19 protein-coding genes are annotated in these 20,989 nt (G+C 64.3%); 12 read left to right on the top strand and 7 right to left on the bottom strand.

What is annotated here, in order from left to right; genetic code table 11:
- The first annotated feature begins 1 nt into the window (after window position 1).
- From WHZ77_RS20090 to WHZ77_RS20045, 10 genes are all read left to right on the top strand, one after another.
- Complete coding sequence (locus WHZ77_RS20090; RefSeq protein ID WP_375309522.1) at window positions 2-877, top strand: carbohydrate ABC transporter permease; 876 nt, start codon at window positions 2-4, stop codon at window positions 875-877.
- 64 nt (window positions 878-941) lie between these two features.
- Window positions 942-1,928 (top strand): D-erythronate dehydrogenase, encoded by a 987-nt coding sequence (gene denD, locus WHZ77_RS20085; RefSeq protein ID WP_375309521.1) that lies wholly within the window; start codon window positions 942-944, stop codon window positions 1,926-1,928.
- Between the two features lie 29 nt (window positions 1,929-1,957).
- On the top strand, window positions 1,958-2,926 hold the full coding sequence (locus WHZ77_RS20080) for a sugar kinase (protein WP_375309520.1): 969 nt from the start codon (window positions 1,958-1,960) through the stop codon (window positions 2,924-2,926).
- A 13-nt stretch (window positions 2,927-2,939) separates the two neighbouring features.
- Complete coding sequence (gene eda / locus WHZ77_RS20075; RefSeq protein ID WP_375309519.1) at window positions 2,940-3,590, top strand: bifunctional 4-hydroxy-2-oxoglutarate aldolase/2-dehydro-3-deoxy-phosphogluconate aldolase; 651 nt, start codon at window positions 2,940-2,942, stop codon at window positions 3,588-3,590.
- Window positions 3,591-3,694: 104 nt separating this feature from the next.
- A complete protein-coding gene (locus WHZ77_RS20070; RefSeq protein ID WP_015686787.1) occupies window positions 3,695-4,864 on the top strand; it encodes an acetyl-CoA acetyltransferase in 1,170 nt (389 codons plus the stop codon).
- Window positions 4,865-4,991: 127 nt separating this feature from the next.
- Window positions 4,992-5,198, top strand: a complete 207-nt coding sequence (locus WHZ77_RS20065; protein ID WP_375309518.1) for a hypothetical protein — start codon at window positions 4,992-4,994, stop codon at window positions 5,196-5,198.
- A 124-nt stretch (window positions 5,199-5,322) separates the two neighbouring features.
- The gene (locus WHZ77_RS20060) at window positions 5,323-6,528 is read left to right on the top strand and encodes a CaiB/BaiF CoA transferase family protein (protein WP_375309517.1); all 1,206 of its coding nucleotides are present in this window, start codon (window positions 5,323-5,325) and stop codon (window positions 6,526-6,528) included.
- A gap of 9 nt (window positions 6,529-6,537) precedes the next feature.
- Entirely contained in the window at window positions 6,538-7,674 is a 1,137-nt protein-coding gene (locus WHZ77_RS20055; protein WP_375309516.1) for a thiolase family protein, read from the top strand.
- Window positions 7,671-8,030, top strand: a complete 360-nt coding sequence (locus WHZ77_RS20050; RefSeq protein ID WP_375309515.1) for a Zn-ribbon domain-containing OB-fold protein — start codon at window positions 7,671-7,673, stop codon at window positions 8,028-8,030. Before WHZ77_RS20055 ends, WHZ77_RS20050 begins: the two co-directional genes overlap by 4 nt.
- Window positions 8,031-8,532: 502 nt before the next feature.
- On the top strand, window positions 8,533-9,060 hold the full coding sequence (locus WHZ77_RS20045; protein ID WP_375309514.1) for a carboxymuconolactone decarboxylase family protein: 528 nt from the start codon (window positions 8,533-8,535) through the stop codon (window positions 9,058-9,060).
- 139 nt (window positions 9,061-9,199) lie between these two features.
- Here the strand turns inward: WHZ77_RS20045 and glsA are convergent, their stop codons facing one another.
- The 4 genes from glsA to WHZ77_RS20025 all read right to left on the bottom strand — a co-directional run bounded on the left by glsA (window position 9,200) and on the right by WHZ77_RS20025 (window position 14,722).
- Window positions 9,200-11,041 (bottom strand): glutaminase A, encoded by a 1,842-nt coding sequence (gene glsA, locus WHZ77_RS20040; RefSeq protein ID WP_375309513.1) that lies wholly within the window; start codon window positions 11,039-11,041, stop codon window positions 9,200-9,202.
- Between the two features lie 21 nt (window positions 11,042-11,062).
- Complete coding sequence (locus tag WHZ77_RS20035; protein ID WP_375309512.1) at window positions 11,063-13,132, bottom strand: TRAP transporter permease; 2,070 nt, start codon at window positions 13,130-13,132, stop codon at window positions 11,063-11,065.
- Window positions 13,133-13,168: 36 nt separating this feature from the next.
- On the bottom strand, window positions 13,169-14,335 hold the full coding sequence (locus WHZ77_RS20030) for a TAXI family TRAP transporter solute-binding subunit (protein ID WP_375309511.1): 1,167 nt from the start codon (window positions 14,333-14,335) through the stop codon (window positions 13,169-13,171).
- A gap of 165 nt (window positions 14,336-14,500) precedes the next feature.
- Window positions 14,501-14,722 (bottom strand): acetyl-CoA carboxylase biotin carboxyl carrier protein subunit, encoded by a 222-nt coding sequence (locus tag WHZ77_RS20025; RefSeq protein WP_375309510.1) that lies wholly within the window; start codon window positions 14,720-14,722, stop codon window positions 14,501-14,503.
- Between the two features lie 94 nt (window positions 14,723-14,816).
- On the opposite strand from WHZ77_RS20025, the gene WHZ77_RS20020 reads away from it, so the two are divergent.
- Both WHZ77_RS20020 and WHZ77_RS20015 read left to right on the top strand, forming a co-directional pair.
- Entirely contained in the window at window positions 14,817-15,791 is a 975-nt protein-coding gene (locus tag WHZ77_RS20020) for an IclR family transcriptional regulator (protein ID WP_375309509.1), read from the top strand.
- Window positions 15,721-17,280: an acyl-CoA carboxylase subunit beta gene (locus tag WHZ77_RS20015; protein WP_375309508.1), complete on the top strand. Its 1,560-nt coding sequence runs from the start codon at window positions 15,721-15,723 to the stop codon at window positions 17,278-17,280. Before WHZ77_RS20020 ends, WHZ77_RS20015 begins: the two co-directional genes overlap by 71 nt.
- 306 nt (window positions 17,281-17,586) lie before the next feature.
- Here the strand turns inward: WHZ77_RS20015 and WHZ77_RS20010 are convergent, their stop codons facing one another.
- The 3 genes from WHZ77_RS20010 to WHZ77_RS20000 are packed head-to-tail and all read right to left on the bottom strand — an operon-like array spanning window position 17,587 to window position 20,946.
- A complete protein-coding gene (locus WHZ77_RS20010; protein ID WP_375309507.1) occupies window positions 17,587-18,219 on the bottom strand; it encodes a hypothetical protein in 633 nt (210 codons plus the stop codon).
- Window positions 18,220-18,227: 8 nt separating this feature from the next.
- Entirely contained in the window at window positions 18,228-20,480 is a 2,253-nt protein-coding gene (locus tag WHZ77_RS20005; RefSeq protein ID WP_375309506.1) for a xanthine dehydrogenase family protein molybdopterin-binding subunit, read from the bottom strand.
- Window position 20,481: 1 nt separating this feature from the next.
- The gene (locus WHZ77_RS20000; protein ID WP_375309505.1) at window positions 20,482-20,946 is read right to left on the bottom strand and encodes a (2Fe-2S)-binding protein; all 465 of its coding nucleotides are present in this window, start codon (window positions 20,944-20,946) and stop codon (window positions 20,482-20,484) included.
- Window positions 20,947-20,989 lie beyond the last annotated feature (43 nt).

Genomic DNA, 20,989 nt, shown 5'->3' with positions numbered 1-20,989 from the left:
CATGAGCACCGCAGACGACCAAAGCGTCGGAATGGACTACCTCGAGAGCTTCCCGCGGAAGCTTTTCCGCGTCTACCTTCCGCTCGGCCTGATCATCTTCTTCCTGCTGTTCCCGTTCTACTGGATGGCGGTCGCGACGTTCAAGCCGGACGCGGAGATGTACGACTACGAGAAGTACAATCCGTTCTGGATCGTGAATCCGACGCTGGAGCACATCAAGAAGCTGTTCTTCGAGACCGACTATCCGCTCTGGATGTGGAACACCGTGATCGTCTCGGTATCCTCCACCTTCATCTCGCTGTTTGCCAGCGTCTGCGCGGCCTACGCGATCGAGCGGCTGCGCTACAAGGGCTCGCGCTATGTCGGCCTTGCGATCTTCCTCGGCTATCTCGTGCCGCCTTCGATCCTGTTCATTCCACTGGCGGCGATCGTGTTCCAGCTCGGGCTGTTCGACGGCAATCTGGCGCTGATCCTGACCTACCCGACCTTCCTGATCCCGTTCTGCACCTGGCTCTTGATGGGCTATTTCCGCACCATCCCCTATGAGCTGGAGGAGTGCGCGCTGATCGACGGGGCCACGCGGCTTCAGATCCTGATCAAGATCACCCTGCCGCTGTCGCTGCCCGGGGTGATCTCGGCGGGTATCTTCGCCTTCACGTTGTCCTGGAACGAGTTCATTTACGCGCTGACCTTCATCTCCTCGTCCGAGAACAAGACCATTCCGGTCGGCGCGATCACCGAGCTCGTCAACGGCGACGTCTACCATTGGGGCGCGCTGATGGCGGCGGCCCTGACCGGCTCGGTCCCCGTAGTTATCCTTTATTCCTTCTTCGTGGAGTATTATGTGTCGGCGATGACGGGCGCCGTGAAGGAATGATCGCGGGGCCGCCATGAGAGCGCCTCTAGCCTGATGCGCTCCGACAACAAGAAGGAGTAGGCTCTTGCACATTCTGGTTCTGGGCGCCGCCGGCATGGTCGGCCGCAAATTGTGTGAACGGCTGTTGCGCGACGGCCGGCTCGGCAAGAGCGACATCACCAAGCTGACCATGCATGACGTGATCGAGCCCAAGCAGCCGGAAAAAGCCGGTTTTGCCGTCGAGACCGTGTCGGGCGATTTTGCCGTGCCGGGCGCGGCCGAGAAGCTGATCGCCGGCCGTCCGGACGTGATCTTCCATCTCGCCGCGATCGTCTCGGGAGAGGCCGAGCTCGATTTCGACAAGGGCTACCGTATCAATTTGGACGGCACGCGGATGCTGCTCGATGCCGTCCGCCTCGTGGGCGGCGGCTACAAGCCGCGCGTGGTGTTCACGTCCTCGATCGCGGTGTTCGGCGCCCCGTTCCCCGACGCGATCGGCGACGAGTTCTTCCACACGCCGCTGCTCAGCTACGGCACCCAGAAGGCGATCGGCGAACTCCTGCTCGCCGACTATTCGCGCCGCGGCTTCCTCGACGGCATCGGCATCCGCCTGCCGACCATCTGCATCCGGCCTGGCCTGCCCAACAAGGCGGCGTCGGGCTTCTTCTCCAACATCCTGCGCGAGCCGCTGGCCGGCAAGGAAGCGATCCTCCCGGTGTCCGAGGACGTTCGTCACTGGCACGCCACGCCGCGCTCGGCCGTCGGTTTCCTGCTCCATGCCGGCACCATGGACCTCGCCAAGGTCGGTCCGCGCCGCAATTTGACCATGCCTGGCTTCTCGGCCACGGTCGGCGAACAGATCGCGGCGCTCAGGCGTGTCGCCGGCGACAAGGTCGCCGCGCGCATCAAGCATCAGCCCGATCCCTTCATCGTCGGCATCGTCGGCGGCTGGCCGCGCAATTTCGAGGCAAAGCGGGCGCGCGAACTCGGCTTCACCACCGAAGAGAAGACCTTCGACGATATCATCCGCATTCACATCGAAGACGAACTCGGCGGCAACTTCGTCGCCTGATCCAACCGATGAACAGCTTGGATATGACGATGGCGAGCGTTGCTTGCATCGGCGAGTGCATGGTCGAACTCAGGCAGGCCCATGGGGGACAGTCTGCCGGGCAGGGCGGCGGGCTGTACTCGCGCGGCTTCGGCGGGGATACCCTCAACACCGCGGTGTATCTGGCGCGGCTCGAGGTCAAGGTCGACTATCTCACCGCGCTCGGCGATGACGCCTTGAGCGACGAGATGATCGCGGCCTGGACCGCCGAGAGCGTCGGCACCAGGCGCGTCGTGCGGTTGCCGGGCAAGCTGCCCGGCCTCTACATGATCCAGACGGATGCGAACGGCGAGCGCCAGTTCTTCCACTGGCGCGACAGCGCGGCGGCGCGGCAGTTGATGAACCTGCCGGAGACGGACGAGCTGCTCAACTCGCTGATGAGCTACGACATCGTCTATCTCTCCGCGATCACGCTCTCGATCTACGACGCGGCCGGGCGCGATCGCCTGTTCGCGGCGATCAAGCGGGCGCGGCTGCTCGGCACCCGCTTCGTGTTCGACACCAATTTTCGCGCACGCGGCTGGCCCGATCGCGACGTCGCCCGCGAGGTCTTTGCCGCGGCCTTCGCGGCCGCCGACATCGTGCTGACTTCGACCGAGGATCTGCTCGCGCTCTATCCCGGCGAGAGCCGGGAGCAATTGATGGCACGGATCCCAAGCCCGGAGCTGGTGTTCCGGCTCGCCGAGCCGGTCAGCCTGTTGCGTTTCCCCGGGGCTACCCACGAGGTCCGCGCCGAGCCCATGACCAAGCCGGTGGTCGACACCACCGCCGCCGGCGACAGCTTCGCGGCGGCCTATATCGCGGCACGGCTCGCCGGTTCCGATCCGGTCGAGGCGGCCCAGGCCGGGCATCGCCTCGCCAGCCTCGTGATCTGCTATGCCGGCGCCATCATTCCGGGCTATGCCATGCCGCCGAAGAAGCGGCACCGGCCGGCGACCACGCGTCAAGCGACCAAGTGAAACGAAAGCCAAGATGACCACGAGCGCCCAGCAGAACCACCTCGTCGCGCTGTTCAAGGCCGCGACCGTCATTCCCGTCCTCACCATCGAGCGTATCCAGGACGCCGTGCCGCTGGCGCGTGCACTGGTCGCCGGCGGCATCCGCACGCTGGAGGTGACCATGCGCACCCCCGTCGCGATCGAGGCGGCAAGGGCGATGATGGCCGAGGTGCCCGAGGCGGTCGTCGGCATCGGCACGATCCTCAATCCGGCTGACTTTATCCGCGTCGAGAAACTCGGCGTCGCGTTCGGCATCAGCCCGGGCCTGACCCCCGATCTCCTGAAGGCCGCCACCGACAGCTCCCTGCCGTTTGCGCCCGGCATTGCCACCGCGTCCGAGCTGATGATGGCGCTGTCCTACGGCTTCGACGTTGCAAAGTTCTTCCCGGCCGAGCAGGCCGGCGGCATCAAGGGCCTGCGCGCCCTCGGCGGCCCGTTCCCGAACGTACGGTTCTGCCCCACAGGCGGCGTGGGGGAGGCCAATGCGGCGACCTGGCTCGGCGAGCCCAACGTGGTCGCGGTCGGCGGTTCCTGGCTGTGCCCGGCGGCGGAGATCAAGGCCGGGAACTGGGCCGGCATAACTGCCATCTGCCAGCGCAGCCTCCAGGCCCTGAAAGCCGGGTGAAGTCTTGCCAGCCCTGCGCTAAGATTTAATTCAGCAAGGACTTGATTCAGCGAAGGCTTGGCTCAGCCAAGACCCAGATTAGACGACTCCAGGGAGAAAAGACCATGACCGCCAGCATCGTCGGATGGGCCCATACGCCGTTCGGCAAGTTCGACACCGAGACCGTGGAAAGCCTCGTGGTGAAGGTCGCCAACGAGGCGCTGGCGGATGCCGGCATTTCGGCCGGCGACGTCGACGAGATCGTGCTCGGCCATTTCAACGCGGGTTTCTCGCCGCAGGATTTCACGGCGTCGCTGGTGCTCCAGGCCGACCCGAAGCTGCGCTTCAAGCCGGCCACCCGGGTTGAGAATGCCTGCGCTACGGGCTCTGCCGCCGTGCATCAGGGCCTGCGCGCGATCGCCGCCGGTGCGGCCAAGATCGTGCTGGTCGTCGGCGTCGAGCAGATGACGCGCACGCCGGGTCCGGAGATCGGCAAGAACCTGCTCAAGGCGTCATATCTGCCGGAGGACGGTGAAACCGTCGGCGGCTTCGCCGGGGTGTTCGGCAAGATCGCCAGCTCCTATTTCCAGAAATACGGCGACCAGTCCGATGCGCTGGCGCTGATCGCGGCCAAGAACCACAAGAACGGTGTCGCCAATCCCTTCGCCCAGATGCGCAAGGATTTCGGCTTCGACTTCTGCCGCGCCGAGAGCGAGAAGAACCCCTACGTTGCCGGCCCGCTGAAGCGCACCGACTGCTCGCTGGTCTCCGACGGCGCCGCGGCGCTCATCCTGGCCGATGCCGAGACCGCCAAGAGCATGAGCAAGTCGATCGGCTTCCGCGCCACCGCGCATGCCCAGGACTTCCTGCCGATGTCCAAGCGCGACATCCTCCAGTTCGAGGGCTGCACCGTCGCCTGGCAGCGCGCGCTGGAGCAGGCGGGCGTGACGCTTTCCGATCTCTCCTTTGTCGAGACCCATGACTGCTTCACCGTCGCCGAGCTGATCGAATACGAAGCGATGGGCCTGACGCCGAGGGGACAGGGCGCCCGCGCCATCAAGGAAGGCTGGACGCTCAAGGACGGCAAGCTGCCGGTCAACCCGTCCGGCGGCCTCAAGGCCAAGGGCCACCCGATCGGCGCCACCGGCGTGTCCATGCACGTGATGACCGCGATGCAGCTCGCAGGCCAGGCGCCCGAGGGCATGCAGCTCAAGAATGCAAAACTCGGCGGCATCTTCAACATGGGCGGCGCCGCGGTCGCCAACTACGTCTCCGTGCTGGAGCCGCTGAAGTAACGTCTTGTCGCTTCCGTTGGGTGGGCAAAGGTGCGAAAGCTCCGTGCCCACCTTCTTTCTTGCGCTAGATCATGGTGGGCCCGCCGGGGCCCCTTAAAGCTCCTGATTGATTTGCAGGGAATACATCATGAGCAATGACTACGAAGACTCGCTGTCGATGGACGCACTCAACGATCGCATCGCGATCCTCGAGGATAATATCAGGCAGCTGATCGAGCAGGCTGCGGCTGCCTCGGGCGAGCAGAGCGAGTCCCGCATTGCCGACCGCCTCAACCAGCAGAATGACGAGCTCGACCGGCTCCTCAAGATCCGCGATTCCCGCCAGAAGAAATAGCGGCTGATATCGCCTTGCGGCGCATGCGGCCATACCCCGGCTGCCCTTGCGCGCGCGGCGTCACTGCCGTTAGCTGACCGAAATCGCGGGGCCGATCTGGCCTTGCGCAATCGGGAGCGAACGAATGGGGCCGCTAAAGGGCATCAAGGTCGTCGACATGACCACCGTGCTGATGGGGCCTTATGCGACCCAGATGCTCGGCGATTACGGTGCCGACGTGATCAAGGTCGAATCGCTCGATGGCGACGTCACCCGCCTGATTGGCCCGATGCGGCACACCGGCATGGGTCCGGTGTTCCTCAACACCAATCGCAGCAAGCGCTCGATCTGCCTCGACCTGAAGAAGCCCGGCGGCCGCGAGGCCGTCCTGCGGCTGCTGAAGAACGCCGACGTTCTCGTCTACAATGTTCGCCCGCAGGCGATGGCGCGGCTTCAGCTCGGCTATGACATCGTCTCGAAAATCAATCCGCGCCTAGTCTATGCCGGTGTATTCGGCTTCGGCCAGGACGGGCCGTATGCCGCAAAACCCGCTTATGACGATCTGATCCAGGGCGCCACGGCGCTTCCCGCGTTGATCGCGCAGACTGGCGACGGCGTGCCGCGCTACGTGCCGAACGCGCTGGTCGACCGCATCGTCGGCCTGACCGCCGTCGGCGCGATCTGTGCCAGCCTCGTGCATCGGGATCGCACCGGCCGAGGCCAGCGCGTCGACATCCCGATGTTCGAGACCATGGCGGGATTCGTCATGGGCGACCACATGGGCGGGCTCACCTATGAACCGCCGCTCGACAAGGGCGGCTACGCCCGCCACCTCTCGCGCGACCGCAGGCCGTACAAGACGTCGGACGGCTATCTCAGTGTCATCGTCTACAACGACAAGCAGTGGGAGAATTTCTTCAAGGCGACGGGGCGCGACGATCTGCGCGACGATCCGATGTTCGCGACCTTCGCCGGCCGTGCCGCCAACATCGATGTCGTCTATGCCGAGCTCGCGCGCATTTTCGAGACGCGCACCACGGCGGAATGGATCGACCTCCTGACCAAGGCCGACGTGCCTGTGATGCCGATGCATGATTTGCAGGGCGTGCTCCACGACGAGCATCTGGAGGCGACGAAGTTCTTCCCGGTCGTGAACCATCCGACCGAGGGGCCGATCCGCAGCATGAAGGTCACGGCGACCTGGTCGGAGACCGAGGCGGAGCCGGTGCGGCTGGCGCCGCGGCTCAACGAGCACGGCGCGGAGATTCTGCGCGAGGTCGGTTACTCCCAGGACGAGATCGCCGCCATGGTCCGCGACGGCGTCACGCGTTCGCCGCCGGACGAGATGTAGGGGACCGCCATGAGCTTCATCACCGGCGTCGGCCTCACGTCTTATGGCAAGCACGAGGGTTCATCCTCGCTCGACCTGATGAGCAAGGCGGCGCAAGCCGCGCTCGACGATGCCGGGCTCGAGCGTACGGACATCGACGGCATCCTCTGCGGCTATTCCACGGTCTCGCCGCACATTATGCTGGCGACCGTGTTCGCCGAGCATTTTGGCATCCGCCCGTCCTACGCTCATGCCGTGCAGGTCGGCGGCGCCACGGGGCTGGCGATGACCATGCTCGCGCATCATCTCGTCGACGCAGGCGTTGCGCGCAACGTGCTCGTGGTCGCCGGCGAGAACCGTCTCACCGGACAGAGCCGCGACGCCTCGATCCAGGCGCTGGCGCAGGTCGGTCATCCCGACTATGAGGTGCCGCTTGGCCCGACCATTCCCGCCTATTACGGCCTCGTGGCCACACGCTATATGCACGAATATGGCGTGACCGAAGAGGATCTCGCCGAGTTCGCGGTGCTGATGCGCGCGCACGCCTGCACCCATCCCGGCGCGCAATTCCACGATCCGATCACGGTCGCCGACGTCATGGCCTCGAAGCCGGTGGCGATGCCGCTCAAGCTGCTCGACTGCTGCCCGGTGTCCGATGGCGGCGCGGCGTTCGTGATCAGCCGCGAGCGGACCGGGGAGGCCGGCGTACGCATCCGCGGCTGCGCGCAGGCCCATACCCATCAGCACGTCACGGCCGCGCCCGCGCTCAGCGAACTCGGCGCCGAAATCTCGATCGCCCGCGCCAGGAAGGCCACGGGCCTTGCGATCTCGGACGTGCGCTACGCCGCGATCTACGACAGCTTTACGATTACGCTGGCCATGCTGCTGGAAGACCTCGGCCTTGCCGGTCGCGGCGAGGCGGCGGCCCGCGTGCGATCAGGCCATTTCAGCCGCGACGGCGCCATGCCGCTCAACACCCATGGCGGGCTGCTCAGCTACGGCCATTGCGGCGTCGGCGGCGCGATGGCCCATCTGGTCGAAGCGCATTTGCAGATGACGGGGCGAGCTGCGAATCGGCAGGTGCGCGACGCCTCGATCGCGCTGCTGCACGGCGACGGCGGCGTGCTGTCGTCCCATGTCAGCATGTTCCTGGAGCGGGTGCGATGAGCGAGCGTCTGGCGGACTGGACCAAGGGCGAACAGGCCATCACTTTCCAGACCTGCGCCGCATGCGGACATGTGCAGTATTTCCATCGCGCCTTCTGCGCGGCTTGCGGCGCCTCCGATCCGCCCGAGGCGCGTGCCAGCGGCAAGGGCAGGGTCTATGCGACCTCGCTGGTCTGCCGCGCCGCCACGCCCGAGACGCGCGCGCACGTGCCCTACAACATCCTGCTGGTCGATTGCGCCGAGGGCTTTCGCATGATGGCGCACGGCGAGAACGGTCTCGCCATCGGCGATGCGGTGACGGCGAGCTTCAAACCGTTCGCGGGAAAACTCGTGCCGTTCTTTACGAAGGAATCGTAAGGGGATTCGTCATTCGGGGGCGGTCCTGAGAGACCGAGCCTGGAACGGGAATTCTGGGCCTGGCCTGTGCGAGAGCCACCCCGGAATGACGAAAACTCTTGCTAACGCAACTCTTACTAACGCCCGTAGAACAAGATGCTGGCGATGACCAGCATCGCCGTCACCGCCAGCATATGCGCGAGCGCTCCCGAGGCCGCCCCCTTGGTGGCTTCCTTCATGCCTTTTTCTCCCTAGACCTGGGCGTGACTCATCGTTGCGCGCTACTCGCGCCCCGACGGCCAATTGTTTTTACTCGGAACACCCCTTGCGAGTACTCACCGCGATTTGTCCCCACGCCGCGAATATCGACTGTCCCAAGGTCGATCAGCATTGCGGCGGCATTTTGACTCGATAATGTTGCTCCCAAGGTTGCGCGCGCATAGAGTTTCCCGGGACTTATCCCGCTAACGACAAAAAGTAATAAAAGCCCCCAAGAAGTCTTCGAGAAAAACCCAGGAAAATCATGGCCCGCATCGGTTACAGCGACCCGTCCAAGGCATCCGACCGCACCCGCGAAATCCTCGACAAGAACCGCAATGCCAACATCTTCCGGATGATGTCGCATTCGCCGAGCTATTTCGAACAGTACTGCCGGCTCGGCGGCGCCATCCGCCACAAGGGCGAACTCGATCCGATCGTGCGCGAGCTCGCGATCACGCGCACCGGCATTCTGTGCGAGGCGCCGTACGAGATCGTCGCGCACAAGCGCATCGGCAAGAATGTCGGCGTGACCGACGAGCAGAACGAGGCGCTCGAGAACTGGCAGGCCGCCAAGTGTTTCGACGAGACGCAGCGCGCCGCGCTCGCGTTCACCGATGAGGTCGTGAAGTTGAAGAAGCCGACGGATGCGACGTTCAAGGCGATCGCGGCAAAGCTGACGCCGGCCGCGCTGGTCGAGCTTCAGCTCTCGGTCGGATTCTACATCATGACCTCGAAATTCCTGGAGACATTCGAGATCGATCTCCAGCCGGTAACGGAAGTGGTGGGCTGAACGGACTGCGCCATCCGCGCACGCGATCCTCATCCTGAGGAGCCCGCAAAGCGGGCGTCTCGAAGGATGGATGCTGGCGAGATGCGGGCCTTCATGGTTCGAGACGCGCTTCGCGCTCCTCACCATGAGGGTCGTACACTCACGTCGACGTCAGGATATCCACCTTGGCGTTGGCAACGATCAGGCGGTCGGCCAGCAGCAGCGCCAGGTTCCGCATGACACGCTCGCTGGCGCGCGGGTGCTGCTTGCGGAAGCGTTCGAAGTCCTTCAGGGGGACCTCGAACGCGGTCGCCGCCATGTCGGCGAAGACGTCGGCGGAGCGCGTCTGCTCGATCAGCGCCATCTCGCCGAACGCCATGCCGGCGGTGAGCGTCGCCAGCCGCACGCCGTCGGGCAGGGTGACATGCACGGCGCCGCTGCGCAGGAAGAACAGGGAGTCGGCGGGATCTCCGGTGGTGAGGATCTTCGCGCCGGATTGATAGGTCCGGATGCTGCAGATCGATGTGAGGTCGGTCAGCTCTTCCTCGCTGAGGCCTTCGAGCAGCGGCTGCTCGGCAAGCTCGGTGGTCTCGTGGAAGTCGATCGAACCGCCATAGCGGTAGACGATCTGGTCTTCGGCCCATTCGATCGCGGTGTCGAGCAGGTAGAAGTCGCGGACGTTCTTCAGCTCCGCCGTCCATTCCCGCAACGTGTCCCATTCCTTGGAAGTGCGCCTGACGCCTGACAGCACCACCGTCACGTTCAGCGCGGCGAGCTCCTCGAACGCCTCGGCCACGAGCCGCGCACCGGCGCGCGTGGTCGAGGTGACACGATGCAGATCGAAGATCACGAATTGGGGCCGGGGCCGTCCGGCGAGCCGGCGGGAGACGTAGTCGACCGCCGACAGCGACAGCGTCCCGACCAGCTCGATGACTCGCACCTCCTGCTCATGCGCGGCCAGGATCTCGCGCTCCTGTGGACGGCGGACGCGGCGGGACGGGCTCTTGCCGATGTCGTAGTCGGCGATGACGGCGTTGCGCGCGTCGTCGCTGCGGTTGAGCATGTGCAGGTCGTAATGCGAAGACAGCGCCTCGCAGACCTTGATGCCGCGCACGCTGTTGCCGTGCTTGTCGAGCTTCGGCGAATAGCTGCCGAGGCCGAGGCGGGCGGGCAGCGCCGCCAGGATGCCGCCGCCGACCCCGCTCTTGGCGGGGATGCCGATCCGGTAGATCCATTCGCCGGCATAGTCGTACATGCCTGATGACGTCATCACCGACAGCGTACGCGAGATCGCGTAAGCGCTCAGCACCTGCTCGCCGGTGACCGGATTGATGCCGCGGTTGGCAAGCGTCGCCGCCATCACGGCGATGTCGCGCGCCGTGACCAGCACCGCGCATTGCCGGAAATAGACGTCGAGCACGCCGGCGACATTGTCCGAGATTACCGCATTGGTCTTGAGCAGATAGCCGATGGCGCGGTTGCGGTCGCCGGTCTGGCTTTCGGATGCGTAGACGGCCTCGTCAACGGCGAGGTCGCGCCCCGCAAAGCGGCTGAGCGCGAGCCGGATCTGCTCGAAGGCGTCCGCGCCCTTGCTGTCATAGATCAGCCCGGTGCAGGCGATCGCACCGGCATTGACCATCGGGTTGAACGGATGGTTGTCGGAATTGAGCCGGATCGAGTTGAAGGGATCGCCCGAAGGCTCGACGCCGATCGCGCTTTCGACCCGGCCGGCGCCCAGGAGATCCAGCGCCAACGCGAACACGAACGGCTTTGACATCGACTGGATGGTGAAGGGCACCCTGGAGTCGCCGACCTCGTAGACATGGCCGTCGAGCGTGGCGAGGCTGATGCCAAAATAGGCAGGGTCGGCTTTGCCCAGCTCGGGAATGTAGTCGGCGACGTGGCCTGAGGTCTCCGCCGAGAATTCGTTGAGGCAGGTGTCGAGAAACCGCAGCAGAGGCGGTTTCGAACGGGCCCAGGCGTTGGCGGGAGGCGGTGTCATCGCCTCTCTTGTGCAACGCAATCAGGGTACGCGCAACCCGTCCGGAATCGAGTTTTGCCGTCGGACCAGCAGGAGCGCGACCAGGACCGTGGGCATGAGGATGCCGAGACCGAGCATCGTCACCTGCATCTGCGACAGCGGCATGATCCCGCCGCCCGGGGTTGCCACCACGAAGCCGCCGATCACCAGCAGCACCCGCAATGGCCACTCCATCAGGCACGCGCCGCGGAGGTCGCCGACGAACGGCTGATAGCCCTGGATGCCACCGCAGATGAACAGCGTCCCGAACGCGGCGAGCGCCATCAGGCCCAGACCTTCGAGATAGGGGCTCGGTCCTTGCAGCACCAGCGCAGGATTGAGCACGAAGAAGAAGGGGATGAAGTAGATGATGCTTCCGACCCACATCGATTCCCAGCCCGTCTTCATCGCCGGCGAGCCGGCGATGCCGGCGGCTGCGAAAGAGGCGATGGCGACCGGCGGCGTGATCGAGGACAGCATGCCCCAGTAGAAGATGAACATGTGTACGGCCATCTTGTTGAGTCCGAGCTTCTCCAGCGCGGGCGCGACCAGAATGGCGAGGAAGATGTAGCAGGCCGTCGTCGTCAGCCCCAGGCCGAGAATGAGGCTCGTGAGGGCGCACATGCCGAGCAGCAGGAACGGATTGTCGCCGGCAATGTGGAGGAGGTCGTTGGCGAGGCTCGACACCACGCCGGTCATCGAGAAGGCGCCGATCAGGAGGCCGCAGCCGGCGAGGATGCCGACCAGTTCCACGAAGGTGCGCCCGTTGACTTCGAGGAACTTGCCGATCGTCGCCAGCGTCCAGCGCGTGTCCTTCGAGAAGAGCTGGTTGAGCACGAGCAGCAGCGCGGTCGCATAGAACGGCGCGTGGCTCTCGCGCTTGAAGTAGAGCAGCATCACGACCAGCAGCGCGATGACGAACACGTAGTACCAGCCGTCCTTGATCGTATCCATGATCCGCGGCAGCTCGGCGCGCGGAATGCCTTTCAGCCCGTGGCGCGCGGCGTAGGAGTCGACCTGCATGAACAGGCCGATGTAATAGAGCGTCGCTGGAATGATCGCGGCGATCGCGACGTCGGCATAGCTGACGTTGAGGAACTGGGCGATTACGAAGGCGGTCGCACCCATCACCGGCGGCGCCAGCACCGCGCCGGTGGAGGCACAGGCCTCGATCGCTCCGGCATAGGACGCGCGAAAACCGCTCTTCTTCATTACCGGGATGGTCATGGTGCCGGCGGTGAGCACGTTGGAGATGATCGAGCCCGACATCATGCCGAGCAGGCCGCTGGCGAAGATGCAGACCTTCGCCGCACCACCGCGGAACGTGCCGCACATCGCGAAGGCGAGGTTGATGAAGAACTTTCCGGCGCCGGTCATCATCAGCGCGGTGCCGAACACCAGGAAGCCGATCACGGTGTCGGCGAAGGCCTGGATGGGAATGCCGAGCAGGCTCTCGCCCGACAGTACGTGGTAGGCGGTTGCTTGTTCGAGCGTCGACTGCGTGCCGCGGAACGGCCCGAGCCAGCCGGCCTCCGCGAACAGCGGATAGACGGTGAAGGGAAAGACGCTGAGCAGCAGGCTCCAGCCGCCGGTGCGCCGCAGTGCCTCCATCAGCATCGCCCACATCACGAGGCCCGCCGCGATCACATTGTTGGGCGCGCCGCCGAATTCCCAGCCGGCTTCCGCGGCCTTGCGCACGTTCGACATCAACATCAGGGCGGCGGTGAACGTCACGACGAAGAAGAGAAGGTCATACCAGGGAATGCGGTCGAGCGGCGCGCGCTCTGTGCCCGGAAAAATCAGGAACGTGAACGGCAGCATCAGCGCAATCAGGAGATAGAAATACTCGGTGTTGAGCTGGGTGTAGCCAATGAAGAAGCGCAGCGAGAATTGCTGATTGATGCAGAGCAGGATCGTCGCCGCGGTCGCGGCCACCAGTGTCCAGCGCCATGCACCGCGAAGCGTGCGGACGCGCGTGACCTCGGCCTCCTGCATGTTGCCGGCGGCGCCATGCGGATCGTCGAACACGATCCGCTTGGCCTCGTCCTGCGGGCCGGAAGAAATTGACGACATGATCGACTCCGCGCGTGGGCCGTTAGCTGGTGACGATTATTCGTCGAACCCGTTCGGCATGTCGGCCCTGGCCAGCGCCGCGGCGCGCGCCTTCATCCAGCCTTCGAGGAACGCCTTGTCATCCGCAGGCGGGTTGGACTTGCCGTAATCGGCCCACGCCGCGCCGAGCACGTCCTGGCGCTTGAACAGTTTGTTGTTGTGCGCCTCCTGCGCATCACTCCATTGTCCGGCTTCTTTCAGCGCCTTCACCGCGCCGGCATGGACGGGCACCACCCAGTTCTTGGTCTGCCGGTCGGCGGCGAGGCCGCCGGCACCGGGCGCGGAGTCTTTGTACGCATCGTAGTTGACGATCATCGCCTTGGTCATCGCATAGACCTGGTCGGCCGGCTGCGAGGCATAGGCGACGAAGATCGGGTAGGGGTAGTTGCCGAGCTCGATCGGCTTGTCCGGCGTGATGCCGGCGCCGCAGGTGGCCGTCTGCGGGAAGAAGAACGAGCCGACCTTCTGCATCCGCGCCCAGCCTTCCTTGTCCTTGGCGGGCAGCGGCGGCCAGATCAGGCCGCGCGGCGAGGTCTCGGCTTCCTTGGCGGGGCCGGTGATGGTGGTGCCGAAGGCCGCATCTGTGTCGTTGTTGATCAGGCCTTTCCACATCGCGCCGTAGCTGGCGAATTCGACGACCTTGACGTCCTTCTGCGTCAGCCCCGCGAAGGCGAGCACCGCCAGCGAATTCTGGTTCAGCGCGGGCGAGCCGACCACGAATCCGACGCGCTTGCCTTTGAGGTCCTTCAGCTCCTTCACGCCGGCATCAGCGGCGACGCCGAGCGTGCCGCAATTGCAGTCGACGGACGAGAGCATGATCTGAAGCGGCTGCGGCCCCCATTCCCTGGAGCCGAACTCGAACACGCCTTCCTGCGCGAAATAGGTGCCCGATCCCATTGCGGATGCCGCCGCGCGCTTGGCGCGCAGTGGCGCAAGACGCGCGACGTCGTTGCCTGCCGGCAGCACGCGCACGTCGGTGCTGTATTTGTCCTTCATCATCTTGCCGACGCCGACCGCGATGTTGAAGCCGGCGGTGCCGGTGTCATAGGCGGTGAACGTCAATGTCGCCGGCAGCTTGATGTCATCGGCGAATGCATAGCGTGTAGACACAAAAGAAGCGCCCGCAACCAAGGCAGGCGCGAGCATGATCAGCCCACGAAGCATGTTTCCCTCCACGATCCCCGCTTTTGCCGCGAAGATTTTCGTTCTTTGTTTGAAACGGTTTTTTATTTGAGTCGATCATGTCACCGCGATCGAGCGATGGCAACGTCGTACCGGGAACGCAGCAATGAAGCAGACAGATTGTCGCGGAAATGACGGAGAATGCAGTCAGTTCGCGATCATCGCGATCGCCTGTCCCTCGGCCACGACGTCGTCGAGCTTGACCAGCAGCGATGTGATCGTGCCGCTCGCGGGCGACGGCACAGGGATCTCCATCTTCATCGCTTCGACGACTACAATTTCATCGCCATCCGCAACGGTTCCTCCAACTTGCACGAGAGTTGCGCAGATGCGACCCGCGATCTCTGTGACGATCTTAATTTCTGGCATGCCATCGCCTTTTTGTTGTCGTTGCAAAATGCCTGAGGTAGCGTCGTCTGCAAGTGGAATTTAATTCCGCACAGCGGAACAATTGGTAGGGAACATGGGACGACGTTCGGAGCGGTTGAGTAGGCAAGGTGCACTCGCTGGCGACGCCGGCGAGGGGGATGTCATCCAGGTGGTGTCGCGCGCGTTCGACGTGTTGCGATGCTTCGAGGGCCACGAGGCTCGCCTCGGCAATCTCGAGATTTCAAATCGGTGCGGTCTGCCGCGTTCGACGGTGTCGCGGCTCACGCACACGCTGACGCGGATGGGGCAGCTCGTCTATCTGCCGCGCGACCAGAAGTATCGCATCGGCCCGAGTGCGGTGGCGATGAGCGCCTCGATGATGAAGGGCGCGCAGCTCCGCAGCATGATCCGCCAGCGGCTCCAGGAAGTCGCCGAGCAATTGCCTGGTACGGTCGGCTTCGTCGTGCCGGATCGGCTTCATCTCGTCTATCTCCAGTTCGCGCGCTCGGCCGCCGCGCTCGGCCTGCACGAGGGCACCGGCAGCCGCATTTCGATGGCCTCGACCGCGGCGGGCGCGGCCTACACGGCTGCTTTGTCGCCGGAAGTCGGCGATGCCTTCATCAACGACATGGAGCGGGATGCGCCCGAGGCCGCAAAAATCCTGCGGCCCCGTATCGAGGCTAACCGGCAGTCGCTGCGCGAGCGGGGCTATGTCGTGGCCTGCGGCCTGTGGAGCCCGCACATCAACGGGCTCGCGGTGCCGATCTGGTCGCCGCAGTACCAGACCTTCGTGGTCATCACGATCGGCCTTCTGGCGGCGATGTATGACGAGCAGCGTCTGCATGCCGAAGTCGCACCGCTGATGGTCGCGCTCGGCCGCTCGCTCGGCAGCCTGATGGAAGGCGCGGAGGGCGACGTCTTCAACGCCCGTATCCCGCGCAAACCGGTCGCAATGGCCGTGCATAACAATAACAAGCCGATCAATTCGGAGGGAGTGAATGAACTGGAAGCCGGAACTCGACGAGCTCGCCCGGCGCGAAGCCTTCGCGCGGGAGATGGGCGGCGTTGACAAGGTCAAGCGTCAGCATGACCAGGGCCGACTGACTGTTCGGGAGCGTATCGACAAGCTGACTGACAGAGGCAGCTTTCACGAGATCGGTGCCGTCTCCGGCATCGGTGAATACGATTCCAGCGGCGAGTTGCAGAAACTGACGCCGGCGAACTGCGTGTTCGGCCGCGGGCGCGTCGACGGCCGCACGGTGGTCGTGGTCGGCGACGATTTTACCGTGCGCGGCGGCTCGGCGGATGCGTCGATCTCGGCCAAGCCGCTGATGGCGGAGGAGATGGCGCACGATTTCCGCCTGCCCATCATCCGCATCATCGAAGGTTCCGGCGGCGGCGGCTCGGTCAAAACCATCGAAACCAAGGGCGCGGCGAATCTGCCGGGGGGCATCGGCGGCACGCGCTGGTATCGCTTCACGACAGAAAACCTGTCGCGCGTTCCGGTGGTGGCGCTCGGCCTCGGCTCGGTCGCGGGCCTTGGCGCCGCGCGTCTGGCCGCCAGCCATTATTCCATCATGACAAGGAAATCCGCGATGTTCGTCGCGGGCCCGCCGGTGGTGAAGGCGCTGGGGCAGGACCTCACGAAGGAAGAACTCGGCGGCGCCGACATCCAGACCCGCGCCGGAGCGGTCGATCATGCCGTCGACACGGAAGAAGAGGCGTTCGCTTGCGCACGGCGTTTCCTCTCTTATCTGCCGTCATCGGTCTACGAGCTGCCGCCGACTTTGCCCTGCGCCGACAACCCCGAGCGGAGCGAAGAAGCGCTGATGAACGCGGTGCCGCGCAACCGCAAGCAGGTCTACAAGATCCGGCCGATCATCGAGTCCGTCATGGACAAGGGCTCGTTCTTCGAGGTCGCCAAGAACTTCGGCAAGCCCCTCATCGTGGGCCTGGCGCGGCTCGAGGGCAGGGCGGTGTTGGTGCTCGCCAGCGACAGTTTCCACTATGGCGGCTCATGGACCGCGGATGCCTGCCAGAAGGTGGTGCGCTGGGTCGACTTCGCCGAGACCTTCCATCTGCCGATCGTCTATCTCATGGATTGCCCCGGCTTCATGATCGGCCTCGATGCCGAGAAGGCGGGCACCATCCGCCACGGCGTTCGCGTCATGACCGCGGTTAACCAGACCACGGTGCCCTGGTGCACGGTCATCCTGCGCAACGCCTTCGGCGTCGCCGGCGTGGTGCATCAGCCCGCCGACCGCTTCTCGATCCGCTACGCCTGGCCGTCGGCCTATTGGGGCTCGCTGCCGCTCGAAGGCGGCATCGAAGCCGCCTACCGCGCCGACATCGATGCGGCCGAGGACAAGGCCGCCAAGCTGAAGGAGATCGAGGAACGGCTGAACAAGCTGCGCTCTCCGTTCCGCTCGGCCGAAAAGTTCTGGGTCGAGGAGATCATCGATCCCAGGAAGACGAGGTCGCTGCTGTGCGAGTTCGCGCGGCTGGCCGAGCCGCTGCGCAAGGCAGGGCCACCGGAGAACATGACGATCAGGCCGTAGCTCGCTTGTACTGCGAGCTGCTGCTGTCGGCCTTCGACCCGATTGCGCTCGGACCGTATTGATCCATCGCAACACCACCCGTCCAATTGTCTGCAAGCGTCTCGCTCTTAAAAGGGAGAGACGTCATGACAAACGCGGGAAACGCACTGCTTTGGACAGGCATATTCTTTTGTCTGTCGTTTGCTTCGATCTTTGTAGTCTGGTTTGCCGAGCGGGTACGCATGGGCGTTCAGAGCAAGCTGTAGCGCTTCGGCTCTGGCACCTGAAGCCTGCCGAGCAGCGCTCGGCTTGCGGCGACACAAAGGATCAGTTCGGACAAGGTTGTCCGGCAGCTCCCCACAGAGCCATGTCCTTGACATGATCCTCGAACGTACCCGGCGGCGTCGTGCGGCCCGCTCCGGGCGCCCATCCGCGCGGGATGAAGCCATTCAACGATGCATCGTGCCGCAGGTGCTCGACGAGCCCGGCGGCGTCGCGACCGCCATTGCGTTTGGGATCTTTCAGTTGCGCGCAAATCTCGGCGCCGCTCTTGCCGAACCAGATGAAAGCCACCGGGGCGAGCTGCCAGTCGATTCCGGCGCGCGGCGGCGCTGGCGCCGGCTCGTTCGCTTGGGTTGAAGTCATGTGACAGGTCGAGCAGGCGAGCTTTTCAGCGCCGATGCGGCTCTCTCCACCATGGATGTTCATGCCATGCACGCGGGGCTTGGTTTCGCCTGCCGGTGTCCATATCGGTATCGCCTTGGCATCGACGTGGCAGTTCGCGCAGCGCGGATGTGTCACCACCGCTTCGATTCGCTTCCAAGCCTCCAGCCCGTCGGCGCGGCTGACGCTGCCCGGCGGTGGCACCCCCTTGGTGGCCTCGTCCTTAGCTGCGACGATCCCGGTGAGAACCGCGATCGATGAAGCGGCGATGATGACCGCGATCAGAGACCTCGTCATGGCGCGCCTCACACGAATTCGATGAACTTGTTGAAGGGCATTTCGCGGATACGCTGGCCGGTCGCCGCGAAAATCGCATTGGCGAGCGCCGGTGCCGCAGGAGGGACGGGCGGCTCGCCGACGCCTCTCACCTTGGGATCGTTCTCGAGCCCGCGAACTTCGATTACCGGGCATTGGTAGATCCGCATCGCTTCGTGGTGGTTGTAGTTGGTCTGCTGCACCGCGCCTTTAGCGTAAGTGAGCTCGCAATTGATGGCATGGCCAAGCCCCCAGATGACGCCGCCCTGCACCTGGTTCTCGAAATTGACGGGGTCGATGACCTTGCCGACATCGACGGCGACCCAGACCTTGTCGATCCGGATGCCTCGCTCCGTCTTCGTCACTTCGACGACTTCGGCCGTCGGAGTGCCGAAGGACTCGACGAACGCGACGCCGCGCCCGCGGCCGTTGCCAAGCGGCCCCTTCCAGTCCGACATTTCCGCAACCGTCTCCAGCACCTTGCGATAGTGCGGCACGGTGCACATCGCGATGCGCGCCTTCATGGGATCGAGCCCGGCCGCATGGATCAGCTCGTCGATGAAGCTTTCGGTGAAGAAGCCCGACGTCGAGGCGCCGACCGATCGCCACGTGGTGCTCGGCGAAAGTCCCTGCGCCTCGTAGCTCGTGGCCCGGAAATTGGGGATGTCGTAATAGACGTTCCACAGACCGGCGGCCAATTGCCCGTCGGGATCCTTCGAAGGGGTGCCCGAACGCTCGAGCAGCCCCTTGAGCGGAGCCGTCGAAGCAAGTTGCAGATCGGCTGCGACGATCTTGCTCTTGTCGACGCTGCCTCGATGCCGGGCGATCGCAATCTGCCGCGGAATGTCCTGGAGGAAATCCTCCTCGCGCGAGAACACCAGCTTGATCGGCGTTCCCTTCATTTGATTGGCGATCTCGGCGAGAACGCGGACGTTCTCATATTCGAGACGGTGGCCAAAACTTCCACCGGTCCATTGATTGTGGAACGTGATCTGTTCCGGCTTGAGGCCGATCGCGGTTGCCGCGACATATTGCACGAAGCGGGGGCTCTGGTGACCGACCCAGATCTCCATCCCCTTGTCGGTGACGAGACCGATCCCGTTCAGCGGCTCGAGCGGCTGATGTGCCACGTAAGGCGCGCGATACTCGGCCTCGACGAGCTTGCCCGTCTTCAAGCCAGCGTCGATATCGCCGATCTTGCGCCACTCCTTGCCGAGGAATTCAGGCTTGAACGAGGATTCCAGAACCTTCCAGTGATCGGCCTGCTCGGCGGGATAGGCTGACGGTGCCCACTCGCAGATGACGGCGTCGGCCGCCTTCATCGCATACCAGCTATTCGTCGCGATCACTGCGACGCCAGTCTTGAGTTCGAGGACCTTCTTGACGCCCGGCATTGTGCGCGCCTTGTTGGCGTCATATGACTTCAGGGGCTGGCTCTTGCCGGGGTTCAGCTTGACGGCGGCGTACACCATGCCTTCCATTTTCATGTCGATGCCGAACTTCAGCTCGCCCATCACCTTGTCGCGAATGTCGAGGCGCGCCATCGGCTTGCCCAGCATGCGCCATTTCGAGGGATCGCGCGGCTTGGCATCGAGCACTGGCGGAATTTTTGCTGCGTCGGTAGCGAGATCGACATAGGCGATCCTGGTGCCGTTGGGCAGGATCACATGGCTCGATTGGGTACGCAGGTCGGCCACAGCGATACCCGAGCGTTTGGCGGCGGCAGCCTTCAGCGTCTCGCGTGCGACGGCGCCCGCCACGCGCAGCTTTTCATAAGTGTCCGGCAGCGTGCTCGACCCACCGGTCATCTGCAAGCCGGACTGCCTGAGCCATTCGAGCGTCTTGGCGCGCGCTTCCTCGGCGGCGGGACTTTGGTCCGCAGCCACGAACGGCGCGAACTCGTCGGCGAAGCCTGTGTTGAAATAGGCGGGGCTGGGGCCGGCGAAGCGAATCTCGAACTGGCCGGGATCGAGGTCCATCTCCTCGGCAATCATGATTGGCTGAATCGAGCCGACACCCTGGCCGATATCGGCATGCTGGGCGATCAGCGTAATTTTCTCCGGGCTGATCTCGACCCAGGGATTGAAGGTCACTGAGTTCGGCCCGAGGCCGGCGACCAGCGGATTGTCACCGGCGGTGGCAGCCGCTTCAGCTGTGCCAAAGGCGCCGAAAGCGATGCCCCCGGCGACGGCCGCGGAGCCGAAAACGAAGGCGCGGCGGGAGAGGTCCTGCATGTGGCCCATCTCACTTCTCCGCCATCTTCTTGGCGGCGGCGGCGTGGATCGCGGCGCGGATGCGCGGATAGGTGCCGCAACGGCAGAGGTTGCCTGACATCACCTGGTTGATCTCGTCGTCCGTGGGGTTGGAAATCAGATCGAGCAGCGAGATCGCCTGCATGATCTGGCCGGTCTGGCAGTAGCCGCATTGCGGCACCTGATGTTCGATCCAGGCCTGAATGACCGGGTTCTGCTCCTTTTTCTCCAGGCCTTCGAGCGTGACGACCGACTTGCCCGCGACCTCGCCGATATGCGCCTGACAGGATCGCACGGCCATTCCGTCGATCTGGACGGTGCAGGTCCCACATTGCGCGATCCCGCAGCCGTATTTGGGACTGGTGATGCCGAGCTCGTCGCGCAGGACCCAGAGCAGGGGCATCTCGGGAACGACATCGACTCGATGCCTGGTCCCATTTACGGTGAGTTCGATCATATCGCGGCATCCTTACAAATCGTCCTGCAGCAACAATCTAGCG

The organism is Bradyrhizobium sp. A5, assembly GCF_042076515.1.
In the GTDB taxonomy this organism is placed as follows: Bacteria; Pseudomonadota; Alphaproteobacteria; order Rhizobiales; family Xanthobacteraceae; genus Bradyrhizobium; species Bradyrhizobium cosmicum.
This window is presented reverse-complemented; position numbering and strand designations above follow the sequence as displayed.

Coding starts and splice junctions, on each gene's coding strand:
- WHZ77_RS20090 (WP_375309522.1), top strand. CDS start 2: ATGAGCACCGCAGACGACCAAAGCGTCGGAATGGACTACCTCGAGAGC.
- WHZ77_RS20080 (WP_375309520.1), top strand. CDS start 1,958: ATGGCGAGCGTTGCTTGCATCGGCGAGTGCATGGTCGAACTCAGGCAG.
- eda (WP_375309519.1), top strand. CDS start 2,940: ATGACCACGAGCGCCCAGCAGAACCACCTCGTCGCGCTGTTCAAGGCC.
- WHZ77_RS20070 (WP_015686787.1), top strand. CDS start 3,695: ATGACCGCCAGCATCGTCGGATGGGCCCATACGCCGTTCGGCAAGTTC.
- WHZ77_RS20065 (WP_375309518.1), top strand. CDS start 4,992: ATGAGCAATGACTACGAAGACTCGCTGTCGATGGACGCACTCAACGAT.
- WHZ77_RS20060 (WP_375309517.1), top strand. CDS start 5,323: ATGGGGCCGCTAAAGGGCATCAAGGTCGTCGACATGACCACCGTGCTG.
- WHZ77_RS20055 (WP_375309516.1), top strand. CDS start 6,538: ATGAGCTTCATCACCGGCGTCGGCCTCACGTCTTATGGCAAGCACGAG.
- WHZ77_RS20050 (WP_375309515.1), top strand. CDS start 7,671: ATGAGCGAGCGTCTGGCGGACTGGACCAAGGGCGAACAGGCCATCACT.
- WHZ77_RS20045 (WP_375309514.1), top strand. CDS start 8,533: ATGGCCCGCATCGGTTACAGCGACCCGTCCAAGGCATCCGACCGCACC.
- glsA (WP_375309513.1), bottom strand. CDS start 11,041: ATGACACCGCCTCCCGCCAACGCCTGGGCCCGTTCGAAACCGCCTCTG.
- WHZ77_RS20035 (WP_375309512.1), bottom strand. CDS start 13,132: ATGTCGTCAATTTCTTCCGGCCCGCAGGACGAGGCCAAGCGGATCGTG.
- WHZ77_RS20030 (WP_375309511.1), bottom strand. CDS start 14,335: ATGCTTCGTGGGCTGATCATGCTCGCGCCTGCCTTGGTTGCGGGCGCT.
- WHZ77_RS20025 (WP_375309510.1), bottom strand. CDS start 14,722: ATGCCAGAAATTAAGATCGTCACAGAGATCGCGGGTCGCATCTGCGCA.
- WHZ77_RS20020 (WP_375309509.1), top strand. CDS start 14,817: ATGGGACGACGTTCGGAGCGGTTGAGTAGGCAAGGTGCACTCGCTGGC.
- WHZ77_RS20015 (WP_375309508.1), top strand. CDS start 15,721: ATGAACTGGAAGCCGGAACTCGACGAGCTCGCCCGGCGCGAAGCCTTC.
- WHZ77_RS20010 (WP_375309507.1), bottom strand. CDS start 18,219: ATGACGAGGTCTCTGATCGCGGTCATCATCGCCGCTTCATCGATCGCG.
- WHZ77_RS20005 (WP_375309506.1), bottom strand. CDS start 20,480: ATGGGCCACATGCAGGACCTCTCCCGCCGCGCCTTCGTTTTCGGCTCC.
- WHZ77_RS20000 (WP_375309505.1), bottom strand. CDS start 20,946: ATGATCGAACTCACCGTAAATGGGACCAGGCATCGAGTCGATGTCGTT.